At 62.0% G+C, this 16836-nt stretch carries 10 protein-coding genes; 2 read left to right on the top strand and 8 right to left on the bottom strand.

Going from position 1 to position 16836, the window contains the following annotated elements; all coding sequences use genetic code 11:
* Positions 1-4 precede the first annotated feature (4 nt).
* The 7 genes from ACFOTD_RS28650 to ACFOTD_RS28620 all read right to left on the bottom strand — a co-directional run bounded on the left by ACFOTD_RS28650 (position 5) and on the right by ACFOTD_RS28620 (position 7727).
* The gene (locus ACFOTD_RS28650; RefSeq protein WP_378123379.1) at positions 5-994 is read right to left on the bottom strand and encodes an ABC transporter ATP-binding protein; all 990 of its coding nucleotides are present in this window, start codon (positions 992-994) and stop codon (positions 5-7) included.
* The gene (locus tag ACFOTD_RS28645) at positions 975-1994 is read right to left on the bottom strand and encodes an ABC transporter ATP-binding protein (protein WP_378123378.1); all 1020 of its coding nucleotides are present in this window, start codon (positions 1992-1994) and stop codon (positions 975-977) included. The genes ACFOTD_RS28650 and ACFOTD_RS28645 overlap by 20 nt, the downstream gene beginning before the upstream one ends.
* 76 nt (positions 1995-2070) lie before the next feature.
* Positions 2071-2979, bottom strand: a complete 909-nt coding sequence (locus ACFOTD_RS28640; RefSeq protein ID WP_378123377.1) for an ABC transporter permease — start codon at positions 2977-2979, stop codon at positions 2071-2073.
* Between the two features lie 22 nt (positions 2980-3001).
* Positions 3002-3946 (bottom strand): ABC transporter permease, encoded by a 945-nt coding sequence (locus tag ACFOTD_RS28635; RefSeq protein ID WP_378123376.1) that lies wholly within the window; start codon positions 3944-3946, stop codon positions 3002-3004.
* Positions 3947-4027: 81 nt separating this feature from the next.
* Positions 4028-5656, bottom strand: a complete 1629-nt coding sequence (locus tag ACFOTD_RS28630) for an ABC transporter substrate-binding protein (protein WP_378123375.1) — start codon at positions 5654-5656, stop codon at positions 4028-4030.
* A gap of 153 nt (positions 5657-5809) precedes the next feature.
* Positions 5810-7003, bottom strand: coding sequence for an amidohydrolase (locus ACFOTD_RS28625; RefSeq protein ID WP_378123374.1), 1194 nt, complete (start codon positions 7001-7003; stop codon positions 5810-5812).
* A gap of 19 nt (positions 7004-7022) precedes the next feature.
* Positions 7023-7727, bottom strand: coding sequence for a carboxymuconolactone decarboxylase family protein (locus ACFOTD_RS28620; protein ID WP_378123373.1), 705 nt, complete (start codon positions 7725-7727; stop codon positions 7023-7025).
* Positions 7728-7888: 161 nt separating this feature from the next.
* Between ACFOTD_RS28620 and ACFOTD_RS28615 the strand changes: the two genes are divergently transcribed.
* Complete coding sequence (locus ACFOTD_RS28615; RefSeq protein WP_378123372.1) at positions 7889-8818, top strand: LysR family transcriptional regulator; 930 nt, start codon at positions 7889-7891, stop codon at positions 8816-8818.
* A 130-nt stretch (positions 8819-8948) separates the two neighbouring features.
* Positions 8949-10304, top strand: coding sequence for an LLM class flavin-dependent oxidoreductase (locus ACFOTD_RS28610; protein WP_378123371.1), 1356 nt, complete (start codon positions 8949-8951; stop codon positions 10302-10304).
* 120 nt (positions 10305-10424) lie between these two features.
* Here ACFOTD_RS28610 and ACFOTD_RS28605 read toward each other — a convergent pair whose 3' ends face one another.
* Positions 10425-16811 (bottom strand): immunoglobulin-like domain-containing protein, encoded by a 6387-nt coding sequence (locus tag ACFOTD_RS28605; protein ID WP_378123370.1) that lies wholly within the window; start codon positions 16809-16811, stop codon positions 10425-10427.
* Positions 16812-16836 lie beyond the last annotated feature (25 nt).

The following is a 16836-nucleotide window of genomic DNA, read 5'->3' as shown; positions in this document are numbered from 1 at the left end:
CGGTCTAAGTTAGGTGGCACGCGGCAGAATGGCCCGGCGCGACTTCGCGGTAGAGCGGCGCCTCGGTCCGGCAGCGGTCCATGGCATAGGGACAACGGGTGTGAAAAGCGCAGCCCGCGGGCGGATCGAGCGGCGAAGGCAGATCGCCCTCGAGGACGATCCGCTCCGGCTTGGCGGTCGGATCCGGTACCGGGACGGCGGAGAGCAGCACCTGCGTGTATGGATGGCGGGGGTTCGCGAACAGACTGTCCGTGTCGGCTTCCTCGACGAGCTTGCCGAGGTACATGATGCCGATCCGGTCGGAGATATGCCGGACGACGGCGATATCGTGCGCGATAAACAAATACGTAAGCTTCAGCTCCCGCTGGAGCTTCTGCATCAGGTTGATGACCTGCGATTGGATAATGACGTCCAGGGCGGATACGGGCTCGTCGCAGATGACGATCCGGGGATTGAGGATAAGCGCCCGCGCCAGTCCGATGCGCTGCCTTTGTCCGCCCGACAGTTCGTGGGGCAGCCGGTAGTAGTGCTCCATCTGCAAGCCGACCGTCCGCAAGATATCCATCGCCCGATGCGTCCGCTCCTTGGCCGAACCGATGCCGTGGATCGCCAGCGGCTCCTCGAGCGCGAGTCCGACGATCCGGCGCGGGTTCAGCGAGGAAAAGGGATCCTGGAACACCATCTGCAGCTCGCGGCGGTAACGCTGCATCGCCTTGCGCGGCTGCTTGAACAGGTCGGCGCCCTTATAGAACGCCTGACCTTCGGAGGGCTCCGTCAGGCGGAGCAGCGACTTGCCGAGCGTGCTCTTGCCGCAGCCGGACTCGCCGACGAGGCCGTACGTCTCGCCCTCGCGCAGCTCGAAGGAGACGCCGTCGACGGCCTTGACGACCGAGCGGCGGAAGCCCGCCTGCCCCGCGACGCCGTAATGCTTCTTGAGCCCTTCGACGCGCAGCAACGGCTCGGCTTCAGGCTTTTTAACGTTCACGGTTGGCATCCGCCAGCCTCCCTTCTGCGATCTGTCCCGCGTACCAGCACCTCACCTGCGTGTCGGTTCCCGGCAGCGTCTCGAGCTCGGGCATCTCGGCGCGGCACCGGTCGTCCGCGTAGGCGCATCGCGAAGCGAAGCGGCAGCCCGGCGGCACCTGGCCAAGCGTTGGGACGCTGCCCGGCACCGCCGGCAGCTCCTGCGTCCGGTCTCCGTCCAGCCGGGGAACGGATCGCATGAGACCGATCGTATACGGGTGAAGCGGCTTCGCGAACAGCGTGCGCACGTCGGCCGATTCGACCACCTGGCCCAAATACATGACGACGACGCGCGTGCACGCTTCGGCGACGACGCCAAGATCGTGCGTAATCAGCATGACGCTCATGCCGAGCCGGCGGTTCAGGCCCGCGATCAGCTCGAGGATCTGCGCCTGGATCGTGACGTCCAGCGCGGTCGTCGGCTCGTCCGCGATGAGCAGCTTCGGCTCGCAGGCGAGCGCGATCGCGATCATGACGCGCTGGCGCATGCCGCCGGACAGCTGGTGCGGATACTCGCGCGCCCGGCGCTCCGGCGCGGGAATGCCGGTCATTCTCAGCAGCTCGATGGCTCGCGCCGCGGCCTCCTTCTTGCCGATCGGCCGGTGCAGCCGGAGCGTCTCGACGATCTGCTGTCCGACCGTATGGACGGGATTAAGCGAGCTGAGCGGATCCTGGAAGATCATCGAGATCTCGTTGCCGCGAATGTCGCGCATCTGCTTCTGCGACAACCGCAGCAGATCCGTGCCGTCGTAGTCGATCTCGCCTTCGTAGCTGGCGAGGCGCTTCTCGTCGAACAGCCGCAGCACCGACTGGGCGGTCGCGCTCTTGCCGCAGCCGGATTCGCCGACGATGCCGACGATCTCGCCCTTGCCTACGTCCAGCGATACGCCGTCCACGGCGGGCAGCCGGCCCCGCTCCGTATGGAAGTAAGTTCTCAATCCTCTGATGCGTAAAAGGGGTTCGGCCGACATGCGCATCCTCCTCTCTCTGGCTCGCGTGCGTCGTCTCTAGTGCAACCGGCAGAGCGCTTTGCCTCTGCCCTCAAAATCAGCGTTTCTTGCCCGACCTACGCGAATGGGGATCGAGCAGGTCCCGCAGTCCGTCGCCGAACAGGTTCATCCCGAGCACGACAATGACGAGCGCGAGGCCGGGAAATACGACCATCCAGGACGAATTGTAAATGAACATTTTGCCGTCGGAGAGCAGGTTCCCGAGACTCGGCGTCGGCGCCGGAATGCCCGCGCCGAGGAAGCTCAGCGCCGCTTCGACGATGATCGCCTCGGCGAAGACGAACGTCCCCTGCACGATCAGCGCGGACAAGGCGTTCGGCATGATGTGCTTCCAGATGATCCGGGTATGGGAAGCGCCCAGCGCGTGCATCGCCTCGACGTAGGTCTGCTCCTTGGCGACCAGCACGGACGAGCGGACGATGCGCGCGATCGACGGGACGAACACGATGATCAGGCAGACGATCAGATTGCCGACGCTAGGTCCAAGCGCCGCCATCATGGCGATCGCGAGGAGGACCGCCGGGAAGGCAAACAAGCCGTCCATCACGCGCATCAGAATCTGGTCGAGCCACTTGAAGTACCCTGCGTACAAACCGACGACCAGTCCGATCGCGGATGCGCCCGCGGCGACGGCGAACCCGACCTCGGCGGACATCCGCGTGCCGTAGACGACCCGCGTCAGCAGGTCCCGGCCGAAGTTGTCCGTGCCCAGCGGAAATGCGGCGCTCGGCGCCTTGAGCCGGTTGATGACGTCGAGGGCGTAAGGGTCGCCGCCCGCGATCCACGGCGCGAGCAGCGATACGATCGCCACGATCGCAATGAGCGCGCCGCCCGCCACGACCGGCTTGTTCGCCAGGAAGCGCCGCGCGAACAGCCGGCGGTTTTCCTGCTTCAGGCGCAGCCGCCCGGCCGCGATCTCGGCCGCTTCCGTTTCCAGTGCGCGCATAGGGCCTCCTCCTTTCCCTCCGTTATTTGAGCCGGATCCGCGGATCGACGGCCGCGTACAGCAGGTCCACGACAAGATTGACCAGCACGTACGCGAAGGCGACGAACAGCACGACGCCCTGGATGACCGCGTAGTCCCTTCGCTGCACCGAGTTGACGAGCATTTGGCCCATGCCCGGTATGTTAAAAATAGATTCGATGACCGCCGCGCCCGCGATCAGCGTTCCGAACGATCCGCCGGCGACGGTCAGGATCGGCAGCAGCGCGTTGCGCAGAACGTGGCGGTAGACGATGCCCCGCTCGCTCACGCCTTTGGCCAGCGCCGTCTTGACGAAGCTCTCGTTCATCGCCTCGAGCATGGAAGCCCGGGTGACTCTGGCGAGCAAGGCGGCCTGGACGATGCCGAGCGAGACGGCGGGCAGGATCAAATATTTCAGGTGCGTCCACAGCCCGTGGGAGAGCGGCTTGTAGCCCGACACGGGCAGCCACTTGAGCTGGACCGAGAACAGCAGCACCGTAAACATGCTGAGCACGAAGCCCGGCACCGTAATCCCGAACAGCGAAAATCCCGTGAGCGCCTTGTCCGACAGCGATCCCTGACGGGAGGCTGCGCGGATGCCGAGCGGCACCGCGACGGCGACGGCGACGATCTCGGCCAGCACGGCGAGCGAGAAGGTCGGACCGAGATGCTCGGCCAGCGCCTCGGACACCGGCTGCCGCATAAAGAACGAATCGCCCAGGTTGCCCTGGAAAGCATGGCCGACCCACCGCGCGTATTGCGGTAGCAGCGGCAGATTGAGGCCCAGTTGCTCCCGCAGCGCCTCGATCGTCTCCGGACTCGCCCCGTCGCCGAGCATGACGGCGGCCGGATCGCCGGGGATCAGGTAGATGATCAGGAATACGATGACGGACAACACGAAGAGCACGGGGACCGTGGCCAGCAGCCGCCTTGCGATATAGAACGCCATCCTTCGCCCCTCCTTCGGGTTGCGCCTGCGAAGAACAAGGGCCGCATGAGCGCCTGTCGGCATCCATGCGGCGTGCTTGTCTTACTTCGCCAGCTTCGTATTGGCCAGGTTCGGATAACCCGCCAGCGTCGTCAGTCCCGTCAGCTTATCCCGCGTCGCGCTCTGGGAGTAAGTGTCGCCGATCTTGACCGCCGCGAGATATTCCCATTCGTACTGCTGCAGCGCGTCGTTCGCAGTCTTGATCTCTTCGTCCGTGGAAGCCGCGGTGAGCTGCTTGGTGAGCTCGGCCAGTTTGGAGTCGTCGGCGAAGCCGTACGTCGGGTTCAGATAGAGCAGCTGCGAAGGCGTCGACGGCATCGTGAACAGTCCGACGTAGATGTCCCAAGCGTTAGCGTCCGCACGCTTCTTGAGCAGCGTCGCGAAGTCGTTGATGTCCAGCTTCGTCTTGACGCCGATCGACTCGAGCTCCTTCTGCACGACGATCGTCGCGTTGTAGAACGAGCCCCCGAGCTCCTTGGTCGTGAGCAGCGTCACTTCCTGCCCGTTGTAGCCGGCTTCTTGAAGCAGCTGCCTCGCCTTGTCCGCGTTTTTCTGGTTGTAGTTTTCCTTGCCGGCTTCGCTGTACCAGGTCGTATTCTCCGGATACATGTAGCTCGGGTTCAGACGGTACAGATCCGGCGAGTTCACCGTGCCGAGCAAAATTTCGTCCGCGTCCAGCACGGCCGCGACAGCCTCGCGGTACTTAACGTTGGAGAACAGCGGCGACTTCTTGTTGAATACGAGGTTGATGTCGGAGCCCAGGTTCTTGTTCAGCTTCACGTCGGACAGGCCTTGCACCTGCGGCTGGTTGTCCAGCGAGACGTCGACGTAATCGTAAGTGCCCGCGAGGAACGAGGAGAAGCGCGTCGCGCTGTCCGTCACGATGTCGAAGTAGACGTCCTTCAGGAAGGCTTCCTTTTTGCCCGACAGGCCCGAAGGTTCTGCGGATACCGGCTGGTAGTCGTCGAACTTGGCGACGTGCACGTATTGGTCCTGCTTCCATTCGACGAACTTGAACGGTCCCGTACCGATGTATTCCTTGACGCCGTCCGGTCCGGCCGCTTCGACGACTTCCTTCGGCATGATCGCGGCGTTGTTCAGCACGTGGCTCAACTGGGCAAGAATGTCGTTGCGCGGTTCGCTGAGCGCCAGCTCTACGGTGTAGTCGTCCTTGATCTTGAATTCGGAATCGCCCAGGGACGCTTGCGCCCGTCCGGTGACCGACTTCCAGCGGTTCAGGGAGGCGACGACGTCCTCGGCCTTCATCTCTTTGCCGTTGTGGAACTTGACGCCGTGGCGCAGGTGGAACGTGTAGGTCTTGCCGTCCTCGCTCAGATCGTACGATTCGGCGAGCATCGGCACCGGCTTGAAGTTGGCGTCGAAGGCGAACAGCCCCTCGAAAATGTTGAGCGTTACGTAAACGTTCGTATTGAGCGACAGGTGCGGGTCGAGCGTCGGTACCTGCTGCGCGAGCGGGAAACGAAGCTCGGTCGCGAGATCGGCCGCGGCCGGTTCGGCCGAAGCCGCCGTGCCCGACGACGCGCCGGCGGAAGCGCCCGCCGATGCCGAGCCGGAAGAGCCGGCGTTATTATTACTAGAAGAGCAGCCGTAGACGGCGAATAACGCGATGATGAGCAGCGCCGTCAGGAGGTTGCGGTACGTTTTGTTCATTTGTTTTCTCCCCTTGTCCGAATGTCTATAAATCCGATTTCTGTAAAACTAACAATTCCAACTTGTTTAATTGGTTTTATAAAGGCAATGATAGCGGATCTTGTCGAAGTTGTACATTAAAATCTATTAATCGCAGCCATTAATAAAAGTAAACTATGATTCGTCCCACGCGAGCAGCTTCTCTGCAGCCCGCACGAACAGTCGCGCGCCGGTCTCGAGCGCATCCTCGTCGAAATCGAATTTCGGGTGATGATGCGGATACTTGATCCCCTTGTCCGCGTTGCCGGCACCGATGTTGACGAACGTACCGGGCGCTTTTTGCTGATAGGCGGAAAAGTCCTCGCCGCTCATGCCCGGCGGCGTATGCACGACGGCATCCGCGCCGACCAGCTCAATTGCGGCTTCCTCCAGGATCCGGGTCAACGCCTCGTCGTTCACCACAGGGCGGTATCCGAGCACGTAGTCGAATTCGTACTCGGCGCCGTGTGCGGACGCGATGCCCTGCACGATCCGCAGCAGCTGTTCCTTCGCGTCCTGCCGCACCTGCTCGCCGAAGCTGCGCACGGTACCCTTCAGCACGGCCGAATCGGGAATGACATTATGGGAAGCCCCCGCCGTGAACTGGGTGACGGAAACGACGAGCCGGTCGAGCGGATTCGTGTACCGCGACACGATATGCTGGAGGTTCGACACGATCTGGGCGCCGATCGCGATCGTATCGACCGCGCGGTGCGGGAAGCCGGCATGACCGCCATACCCTTTGATTACGATCGTGAAGTTATCGGGCGAAGCGGCCATGTCCCCGTAGGCGACGCCGATCTGGCCGACCGGCAGCTGCGACGCCAGATGCTCGCCGAACACCCAGTCGACGCCGTCCATCACGGCCGCTTCGACCAGCTCGATCGCGCCGCCCGGCGGCAGCTCCTCGGCGTGCTGGAAGATCAGGCGGATCTCGCCGTGCAGCCGATCCCGCCTTGCCGCCAGCAGCTTGGCCGCAGCCAGCAGCATCGCCGTGTGGCCGTCATGGCCGCAGGCATGCATGACGCCCGGATTGCCGGAGGCGTACGCCAGTCCCGTCTCCTCGGCGATCGGCAGCGCGTCCATGTCCGCGCGCAGGGCCAGCGTCCGCCCGGGCTTCGGGCCGATCAGGCGCGCCACGACGCTCGTCGGCGTCGGCCGGCTGAGCTCGAAGCCTCCGATGACCGAGAGCGCCTCTTCCACGTAACGGGCCGTGTCGACTTCCTTGAAGGACAGCTCGGGGTTCGCGTGGAGATGCCTTCGCCAGGCCACGAGCTGTTCCTTGAGACCTGCCGGCCATTCTTCGCGTCTTTGCGTCGATTCGCTCATATCGCCGGGCCTCCTCCCATTACTCTCTTTCGAATGCTTGAAGAGCGTTTACGCGGTGCGCCATCGCCGAACCCGCCTTGAGCACGGTCGCAACGAGCGTCGTTTCCGCAAGCTCTTCGATCGTGATGCCGGCATCCTTCGCCTTGCGCGTGAAAATCTCGATCGAATAGGCGTTGCCCTCGGCAAGCGCCGAGCCCACCGCGATCAGCAGCTTTTCCTTCTCGGCGATCCGGCCGCTCCGCAGCGAGACGTGCACGAATTCGTGGAAGCCGTTGTAAAGCGCTTCGTTCGCGTCTTCGAGCTTCTCGGCCAGCTCGATGTTGGTGAGCGGATACAGGTCCGCGTCCTGGCTGCCCGCATACGCCTTCAGCGCGTTCGCGCCGTTGAAAAACGCGGAGTGCGCCTTGACCGCTGCCGCGACCGTGACCGATTCGAAGATCTCTTCGAAAGAGGTCTGCTCCGCCTTGGACTTGCCGACATGCGCTTCGATGCAGTACGGGCAGCCCGTGATGTGGGAGACGGCGACGGCGATCAGTTCCTTCGTCTTGACCGACAGCGCGCCGGCGGCGAGCGCCTGCTTGTTAAACTCTCCGAACGACTTGAAGCCTTCCGGGGCATAGCCGAAAATTTTGGCAGAGAAGCTTGGCGTGTGGCGTACGTACAGGCTTTCGCCGCCGGCTGCATTGCCGTTTGCTTGGGATGCCGCGTTAGATGCGTTTGTCATGATGGATAACCTCGCTCTATGAAATTTTTAATTCATTGTAATCCGCTTGGATTATTAGAGAACATGTCTGTTATAATAGAGCAAAAGACTGGGCTTGTATAATTGATATCTATAAAGCGTTCGTTTAAAAATATTTAACTGTCAGAAAGAGGGCGGCGCCCGTGGAGATTCGGCTTATCAAAACGTTTCAGACGATCGTGAAGCTCGGCAACTTCCAGCGGGCGGCCGAAGCGCTGCAGTATTCGCAGCCGACCATCACGATCCAGATCAAGAAGCTGGAGGAGGAGCTCGGCGTCAAGCTGTTCGAGCGGGGCAAGACGATCACGCTGACGACGGCGGGCCGGCTGTTCCACGAACGGGCGGACTCCCTGCTGCGCGAATACGACGACCTGAACGTCGCGCTTGGCGACTATATCAAGGGAGAGGCAGGCCTCGTGCGCTTCGGGGCTTCGGAGCCTTCGGCCAGCAACCGGGTGCCCGAGATTCTCGCCGCCTTCACCAAGCTTAAGGCGAAGGTGCAGGCGAAGGTGACGATCGGCACGACGAAGGAGCTCGCCGGCATGCTGCTCGAGGACCGGATCGACCTCGCTCTCTGCAATCAGCCGGAGCCTCATCTGGAGCTTGAATTTCATCCTCTAATGAACGAGACCTTTAAGCTGATCGTGCCGGACGACCATCCGCTGGCCGCGCGGGACGACATCCGCCTCCGGGACCTGCAGGACGAGAAGTTCCTGTTCACGCCGGGCTCCTGCGCCTTCCGCATCCGGATCGAAGAGATGATCACCAAGCACATCGGCAAGCTGCGCCAGAGCAGCATCGAGGTCGCCGGCATCACCGCGATCAAGTACTTCGTACAGTCCAAGCTCGGCATCGCCCTGGCGCCCGTCGTGGCCGTGACGCCGCCGATCCCCGGCACCGTCGTCAAGGACGTGGCCGATCTGTCGGACGGCCCTTCGCTCGGCATTCTGACCCGCCGCAGCGCGTCGTCCACGAGCCGGATCAGCCTGGAGCTGGTCGAGGAGATCAAGCGGATGTACGCCCCGCGGGGACTGGCGCAGGCTGACGGGCAGGCGCAGGCTGCGGGAATTTAACGTTGCTAAACTCCGCATTTAGTTCTTTCTATTGTACATTCGGTCCGCGGTCCTCTATCCTCTCTAGTTAATGACATGAATTCCGAGTGAAGATCAAGGCATTCGGATTGGGAAGGATCGGTGGACGAGGATGAAAAAAATCCATTTGGGCATTTTCGATATTAATACGCTGAACCAGATGACGCAGGGCTTGTGGGCGCATCCGGACAATCAGTCCTACAGGTACAAGGAGCTGTCCTTCTGGATCGAGCTCGCGCAAATTTTGGAGCGCGGGCTTTTCGACTTCATGTTCTTCGCCGACTCCTATGGCTATCCGAATCACAAGACGGAGCTGACATACCGGGAGGCGGTCTACGCGCCGTCCAACGATCCGATGCTGCTCATCCCCGCGCTGGCAGCTGCGACCAAGCATCTGGCGTTCGTCACGACGGCGTCTCCCGTCTACGAGCTGCCGTTCCCCAACGCGCGCCGGTTCTCGACGCTCGACCATCTGACGGGCGGCCGCATCGGCTGGAACGTGGTCGCCACCGGCGGGATCAGCGGCGCGGAGGCGTTCGGGCGCAGCGGCATCCTGCCCCACGATGAGCGCTACGAGCAGGCCGAAGAGTTCATGGCGGCCAGCTACAAGCTGCTCGAGGGCAGCTGGGAGGACGACGCCGTCCAAGCGGATAAGGATAGACGGTTCTACGCGGATGCGTCCAAGGTGCATATCGTGCAGCACGAAGGCCCCTATTACAAGATGACCGCCGCTCATTCGAGCGAGCCGTCCATCCAGCGGACGCCCGTGCTGTTTCAGGCAGGCAGCTCGGACCGGGGACGGGACTTCGCCGCCAAGCATGCCGAGGGCGTGTTTTTGAAGGCGCCGACGGTCGAGGCGCTGCGGGCGCAGGTGCAGGACATCCGCCGCAGGGCGGCAGGCTACGGCAGACGGCCGGAGCATATCAAGATTTTCACCGGCCTGTCGGCCGTCGTCGGCAGGACGCGCGAGGAAGCCGAGCTTAAGCTGGCGTCGTACAGACAGTATGCGAGCCGCGAGGCGGCGCTGCTGACCTACGAAAACTCGACGGGCATCGATCTGTCGGCGCTCGATCCGGACGCGCCTTTTACCAATGTGAATACCGAGCAGGGCCGGACGCATACGGAGCGGTATACGAAGCACAGCGGCGGCGTGAAAACCGTGCGTGAGGTAGCGGACAACTTTGCATCCAAGGAATTCCGCGGCATCACGGTGTCCGGCACGGCGGAGGATATCGCGGACGCCATGCAGTATTGGGTGGAGGAAACGGGCGTGGACGGCTTCAACCTGGAGCGCTACGTGCTGCCCGGCGGCCATCGGGACTTCGTCGATCTCGTCGTGCCGGAGCTTCAAAAACGCGGCATGTTCCGCGAACGCTACGAGGAATCGACCTTGCGCGAGCGGCTGTTCGGCAAGGGCGAAGCCCGGTTGGCGGATACGCATCCGGGTGCGGAATACCGGCGGCTTTGAGGAAATTGAGGGTCCAAAAGCGCGTCCAACAAGGAATTTCAATGGACAAAAATCACTGCATACGCGAAGAGGACGAAGCGGGTCAATCCCCGTTTCGTCCTCTTTGGTTATCTCAGTGACTCAATCCGTACCGTTAGCGCTCTGATTGTTCTCGATACCCGTCAAGGTCTTGCCGTAAGTCGCCGTCGGATACCAGCTGCTATTATAATAGAGCAGAAGCGAGGATGCCGCGGATTTGCTCTTCGTCGTGAAGACGAAGCGCCCGCCCGATTCCGACACGTCGACCACCTCGGACAGCTTCTTGCCGCTGCCGTCTATTGCGGTCGCATTGTTGAACAAGTCGATCATTTGACCGGAATTGCGATAAGGGTCCTCGCCGTTCCATACCTCGAGCACGGCCATATACGTATGGCTGGCATCCGTGCCATCGACCCGGAAGTACAATACCGTCGTAGAATCGTTGATGTTGTAATTTAGATAATAATTGGCGTTGCCGACCACGACTGCCGGCAGACCGACACGCTTGACAGTGACGGTAAAAGTCTTGGATTGCGAGGCCCCGTCCGCTCTCGTGATAGTCGCAGTCAGGCTGACCTCGATATCCGACTCGCTATGGGCCGGCTGCGTAACGCTGCCTGTCGCCGCGTCGATCGCCGCTTCATCCGAGCTCCATGCGATCGTCGTTCCGTATTTTCCCGACGTGCTAAGATCAAGATTCGTCCTAACGTCACCCAGTCCCGTATTGGCGAGACGGATCGAATCCGCAGTAAGCGCCGCGTATGCAGCAGCGATCGCTTCGTCGTCGGTCGGATCGACACGCAGCACCGTAACCGGAATCGTGACCGTCTGCGGCGTGCCCCCTTCCTTCGAGACGACTGCGGTCAAAGTCACTGCCGTATCGCCGGCTGTAAAGGCCGCGCGCGTCACTTCTCCCGTAACCGCGTCAATCGCCGCGTTATTCGAACTCCAAGTGAGCGTCGTCCCGTATGTGCCTGTCGCCGCCAGATGAAGGGCTGTCGTCACCGCGCTCAAGGACGGGTTATTTTGAATGATCGCGCCTGCAAGCGAGGCTGCGTCGGCCGCGATCGCTTCCTGTACGGACGGATCGACAGCCTTTACGGTGATGTGGAACACCTTGGTCTGATCTGCTGCCCCCACCAGCGAGATCGTAGCGGTCAAATTCACCACGGCATCTCCCGCCCCAAACGCCGACCGCGTCACCATGCCCGTAGATGCATCGATGGCGGAGCTGTCCGAACTCCAGGAGATTGTCGTGCCGCCTAGACCGTTCGTTGCCAGATTCAGCGTCGTCTTGACGGACGACAGCGCAACGTTGTCTTCCCGAATCGATTCCGCCGTCAGCGCGCTTGCAGCGGCCGTGACGATATCGTCAGCCGTCTCTTCCAGCTTAAGCACCGTGACGGCGATCGTCTTGGAGGCATCCGTGCCTCCCGCCTTGGAGATTGTCGCCGTGAGATGCACGATTAGATCGCCCTTGAGATAGCCGGGACGCGTCACCGCGCCCGTCGCCGCATCGATCGCCGCATCGTCCGAACGCCAGACGATTGTCGTGCCCCTTGCACCGCTTGTCGGCAGCTCAAGATTCGTCGTTATGTCGTACTGGCTTACGTTTTCGCCCAGAATAGCACCGGCTGCGAGTGACTCGAGCGCAGTCTCTATTGCGTCATCCGCCGACTCGTCCTGCTTGACCACGATTACGGTGAACGTCTTGGTCAAACTCGTGCCGCCGGTCTTGGATATCGTCGCCGTCAGCGTCGCATTCGCATTGCCCTTGTTGTAGGACGGACGCGCAACCGAACCCGTGCTCGCATTGATTGCCGGACTGTCCGAGCTCCAGGATATTGTCGTCCCCGCCGCGCCGGATGTCGCCAGATCAAGCGCGGAAGTTACGGCGTCCAAGTCCGGATTGAACCCTAGAATCGTATCTTCATCAAGCGCCGCGTAGGCGGCCGCAATGGCCTCGTCCGCCGTCTGATCGAGCTTGCGCACGATAACCGTAAACGTTTTGGTTTGCTCTGTCCCGCCATCTTTGCGGAATGTTGCGGTCAGAATAACAGTCTTATCGCCCATACCGTAGGCGGGACGCACGACCGTTCCGTCCGTCGCGATCACGGACGGCATATTCGAGCTCCAGGAGATCGTCGTACCCTGCTCGCCCGTCGTCGGCAGCGTCAACGCAGTCGTCACGTTGCCGATCGCCGCGTTGGCTCCGCGGATCACGCTGTCCGTCAAGGCGGAAGCGGCCGCCGCGATGGCGGAATCTACCGTGCTCTGATTATTCGTGAAGCCAGTTAACGTTGAACCATAAGTGGCGGTTGGCCACCAGCTGCTATTGTAATAAACCCTGATCATCGAAGCCGGCGACTTGCTTTTCGTCGTGATCTGGAATCGGCCTCCGATGTCAGTGATCGTGGCCACGCTCGACAGTCGGCGACCCGTGCCGTCCGTCGATTCCGCCGATTCCAGCAGCGCAATCATCTGGGCGGACGTCTTGTACTCGGCCAAGTCTGCGTTCCAGACACTGATATCCTTCAAGTACGTGTGACTCGCATCGATGCCGTCCACCTGAATGTACAACGCCGTCGTCGTGTCGTTAATGTTATACCAAAGGTAATAGTCTTTGGATGCGCTCAGGATCGCCGGAAGCCCGTCTTTCTTGATGATGACGATAAACGTTTGCGTAAGCGCAGTGCCGTCTTCCTTGGAAATGACAGCCGTCAAAGTCACTTCGACATCGCCCGCTGCGTTGTTCGGACGCGTGACGATTCCCGTCTCCGGATCTACTGCCGCATTATCCGAACTCCAGGAAATCGTCGTGCCGTGCGCGCCGGACGTTCCTAGCGTCAGGTCGGTCGTAATCGCTGACAGTGCGTCATTGTCGCCCAGGATGGACCCCGCAGTCAGTGCCGCCTTAGCTGCCGCGATCGCTTCGTCCGCGGTCTCGTCAAGCTTAAGCACCGTGAGCGCGAATGTTTTCGTCGCTGTCGTGCCGCCAGCCTTCGTAATGGTCGCGGTCAGCGTCGCCGTGGCGTCGCCCGCCGTGAAGCTTGGGCGCGTTACTTGGCCGGTGGCCGCGTCAATTGCTGCACTGTCCGAGCTCCAGGCGATCGTCGCGCCGTGCGCGCCGGATGTCGCCAGCGTCAGGTCGGTCGTAATCGCATCCAGTGCGTCATTGTCGCCCAGGATGGATGCCGCGGTCAGTGCCGCCTTGGCCGCCGCGATCGCTTCGTCCGCTGTCTCGTCAAGCTTAAGCACCGTGAGCGCGAATGTTTTCGTCGCCGTCGTGCCGCCAGACTTCGTAATGGTCGCGGTCAACGTCGCCGTGACGTCGCCCGTGGTGAAGCTTGGGCGCGTTACTTGGCCGGTGGAAGCGTCGATCGCCGCATTGTCCGAATTCCAGGCGATTGTCGTGCCGTGCGTGCCGGACGACTCCAGCGTTAGGTCGGTCGTAATCGCATCCAGTGCGTCATTGTTGCCCAAGATGGTTGCCGCAGTCAGAACAGCCTTGGCTGCCGCGATCGCTTCGTCCGCGGTCTCGCCCAGCTTAAGCACCGTGAGCGCGAATGTTTTCGTCGCCGTCGTGCCGCCAGCCTTCGTAATGGTCGCGGTCAGCGTCGCCGTGACGTCGCCCGCCGTGAAGCTCGGGCGCGTTACTTGGCCGGTGGCCGCGTCAATTGCTGCACTGTCCGAGCTCCAGGCGATCGTCGCGCCGTGCGCGCCGGATGTCGCCAGCGTCAGGTCGGTCGTAATCGCATCCAGTGCGTCATTGTCGCCCAGGATGGATGCCGCAGTCAAAGCAGCCTTAGCTGCCGCGATCGCCTCGTCCGCGGTCTCGTCGAGCTTGAGCACCGTGATCGTAAATGTTTTCGTCGCCGTCGTGCCGCCAGCCTTCGTAATCGTCGCGGTCAGCGTCGCCGTGACGTCGCCCGCCGTGAAGCTTGGGCGCGTTACTTTGCCGGTGGAAGCGTCGATCGCCGCACTGTCCGAGCTCCAGGCAATTGTCGTGCTTTGCGCGCCGGACGTCACCAGCGTCAGGTCGGTCGTGACGGCTGACAGCGTATCATTATCGCCCAGGATGGTTGCCGCAGTCAGAGCAGCCTTAGCTGCCGCGATCGCCTCGTCCGCGGTCTCGTCGAGCTTGAGCACCGTGATCGCGAATGTTTTCGTCGCCGCCGTGCCGCCAGCCTTCGTAATCGTCGCGGTCAGCGTCGCCGTGACGTCGCCCGCAGTAAAGCTCGGGCGCGTTACTTTGCCGGTGGAAGCGTCGATCACCGCATTGTCCGAATTCCAGGCGATTGTCGTGCCGTGCGTGCCGGACGACTCCAGCGTTAGGTCGGTCGTAATCGCATCCAGTGCGTCATTGTTGCCCAAGATGGTTGCCGCAGTCAGAACAGCCTTGGCTGCCGCGATCGCTTCGTCCGCGGTCTCGCCCAGCTTGAGCACCGTGAGCGCGAATGTTTTCGTCGCCGTCGTGCCGCCAGCCTTCGTAATAGTAGCGGTCAGCGTCGCCGTGGCGTCGCCCGCCGTGAAGCTCGGGCGCTTTACTTGGCCGGTGGCCGCGTCGATCGCCGCACTGTCCGAACTCCAGGAAATCGTCGTACCGTGCGCGCCGGACGTTCCCAGCGTCAGATCGGACGTGACGGCTGACAGCGTATCATCATAGCCCAGGATGGACCCCGCAGTCAGTGCCGCCTTGGCTGCCGCGATCGCTTCGTCCGCGGTCTCGTCAAGCTTAAGCACCGTGAGCGCGAATGTTTTCGTCGCCGTCGTGCCGCCAGCCTTCGTAATAGTAGCGGTCAGCGTCGCCGTGGCGTCGCCCGCCGTGAAGCTCGGGCGCTTTACTTGGCCGGTGGCCGCGTCGATCGTCGCACTGTCCGAGCTCCAGGCGATCGTCGTGCCTTGCACGCCAGACGTTTCCAGCGTCAGCTCGGACGTGATCGCTGACAGTACGTCATTGTCGCCCAGGATGGATGCCGCGGTCAGTGCCGCCTTGGCTTCCGCAATGGCCTCGTCAGGAGACAGCGTCGGCGTCGCACTCGGCGTTGCACTCGGTGTCGCACTCGGCGTCGCACTCGGCGTCGCACTCGGCGTCGCGCTCGGTGTCGCACTTGGCGTTGCGCTCGGCGTTGCGCTCGGTGTCGCACTCGGCGTTGCGCTCGGTGTCGCACTTGGCGTTGCGCTCGGCGTTGCGCTCGGTGTCGCACTCGGCGTTGCGCTCGGTGTCGCCGTTGGCGTTGCGCTCGGCGTAGGCGTCGCGCTCGGCGCAACTGTTGGCGTCGCCGTCTCTCCTCCGCCTCCGCCTCCGCCAGTCGGTGCAAGCGTCGGTGACGGTGTAGGTGTCGCTCCGGCAGATGTCTGTGTCTGCTCAGGCGGTTTTTCAAACGTCGTGCCCGCCGTGTTCACTGTCGCCAGCACGATCGTCCCTTGACCCAGCACTTTGACGATCGCGTTCAGAACGAGCGACTCAACCACCGTTCCCTCCGGCACGTCCACTTGAATCTGCTGCGAACTGACGTTGATCGTATTAAATGAGCCGATCAGCGTCACCTTTGAATTTGCAGGCAAACTAGCGCTCATATCGATATCCCCGAAGCCAGTGCCTGTAGCGTCTACTTCTTGAAGCGTCGCAGGCGTATTCACCTTGACGAGCGCCACGGTCGTGGATCCCTCCGAGACAATTCGAACGATGCCCGTCCCGGATGTCTTGTCGATAATGATGTCGACAAGCGTCGAGTTGTTAAAGTGAATACTGTGCTCGCCGCCACCCTGTACGGTGACATGCCCCTTCACCGTAACTTGGTTCAGGACGGCGTCGCCCTCGCCGATGCCTTCGCCGAGCAGCAGGTCGCCATTGATGACCATGTTCTGCAGCGTGACGCCGGCCGTATTGACAACAACGTTTTTGTTGATTGTCTCAACGCCGGTCTCCGGGCCGTACGTGCCGGGAACGTCATACGCGATCGTACGCGACTTGAGGGCGCGATCCAATAGGACGACCGCCTCCGCACGCGTCATGGCTGCCGCCGGCTTGAAGCTCGCATCGCCGTAGCCCTTCATGAGACCGCCTTCGACGACTTGCCCGACCGCCGCCTTGCTCCAGCTGCCGATGCGGTCCGCATCCTTAAAGTCGGAGACCGTTGCGCCGTCCTTCGCTTGCAGGTTCAGCAGGCGGCTGAGCATGACAGCCGCTTCCTGCCGCTGAACCGGCTTGTCCGGTCCGAAGGTTCCGTTCGCATAGCCTGTAATGTATCCGGCTTCAACCGCTGCGGCCGCTTCGGGATAAACCCAGCTTGTCGCGCTTACGTCGGCAAATGCCACATCCGACTTTCCCGTAAAACCGAACGCGCGATTAGCCAGAGCGATGAATTCGGCTCTGGAAATGGATTGATTCGGTTTGAACGCTCCGTCTTGATAGCCCTGCACAAGCCCCCTGTTTATCCAATCCGTCAGCTCGTCCTCCGCCCAGTGGCCTCGGATGTCCGACACAGAAGCAGTCGCCTGCGCGCTGGCC

The organism is Cohnella sp. GCM10012308 (assembly GCF_042649185.1).
Lineage (GTDB): Bacteria > Bacillota > Bacilli > Paenibacillales > Paenibacillaceae > Cohnella.
The sequence above is the reverse complement of the archived record's forward strand: the minus strand, read 5'-3'. Positions and strand labels throughout refer to the sequence as shown.

What these genes read in the sequence shown, in the direction of transcription:
- ACFOTD_RS28650 (WP_378123379.1), bottom strand. Translation starts at nt 994, where the DNA reads ATGCCAACCGTGAACGTTAAAAAGCCTGAAGCCGAGCCGTTGCTGCGC.
- ACFOTD_RS28645 (WP_378123378.1), bottom strand. Translation starts at nt 1,994, where the DNA reads ATGTCGGCCGAACCCCTTTTACGCATCAGAGGATTGAGAACTTACTTC.
- ACFOTD_RS28640 (WP_378123377.1), bottom strand. Translation starts at nt 2,979, where the DNA reads ATGCGCGCACTGGAAACGGAAGCGGCCGAGATCGCGGCCGGGCGGCTG.
- ACFOTD_RS28635 (WP_378123376.1), bottom strand. Translation starts at nt 3,946, where the DNA reads ATGGCGTTCTATATCGCAAGGCGGCTGCTGGCCACGGTCCCCGTGCTC.
- ACFOTD_RS28630 (WP_378123375.1), bottom strand. Translation starts at nt 5,656, where the DNA reads ATGAACAAAACGTACCGCAACCTCCTGACGGCGCTGCTCATCATCGCG.
- ACFOTD_RS28625 (WP_378123374.1), bottom strand. Translation starts at nt 7,003, where the DNA reads ATGAGCGAATCGACGCAAAGACGCGAAGAATGGCCGGCAGGTCTCAAG.
- ACFOTD_RS28620 (WP_378123373.1), bottom strand. Translation starts at nt 7,727, where the DNA reads ATGACAAACGCATCTAACGCGGCATCCCAAGCAAACGGCAATGCAGCC.
- ACFOTD_RS28610 (WP_378123371.1), top strand. Translation starts at nt 8,949, where the DNA reads ATGAAAAAAATCCATTTGGGCATTTTCGATATTAATACGCTGAACCAG.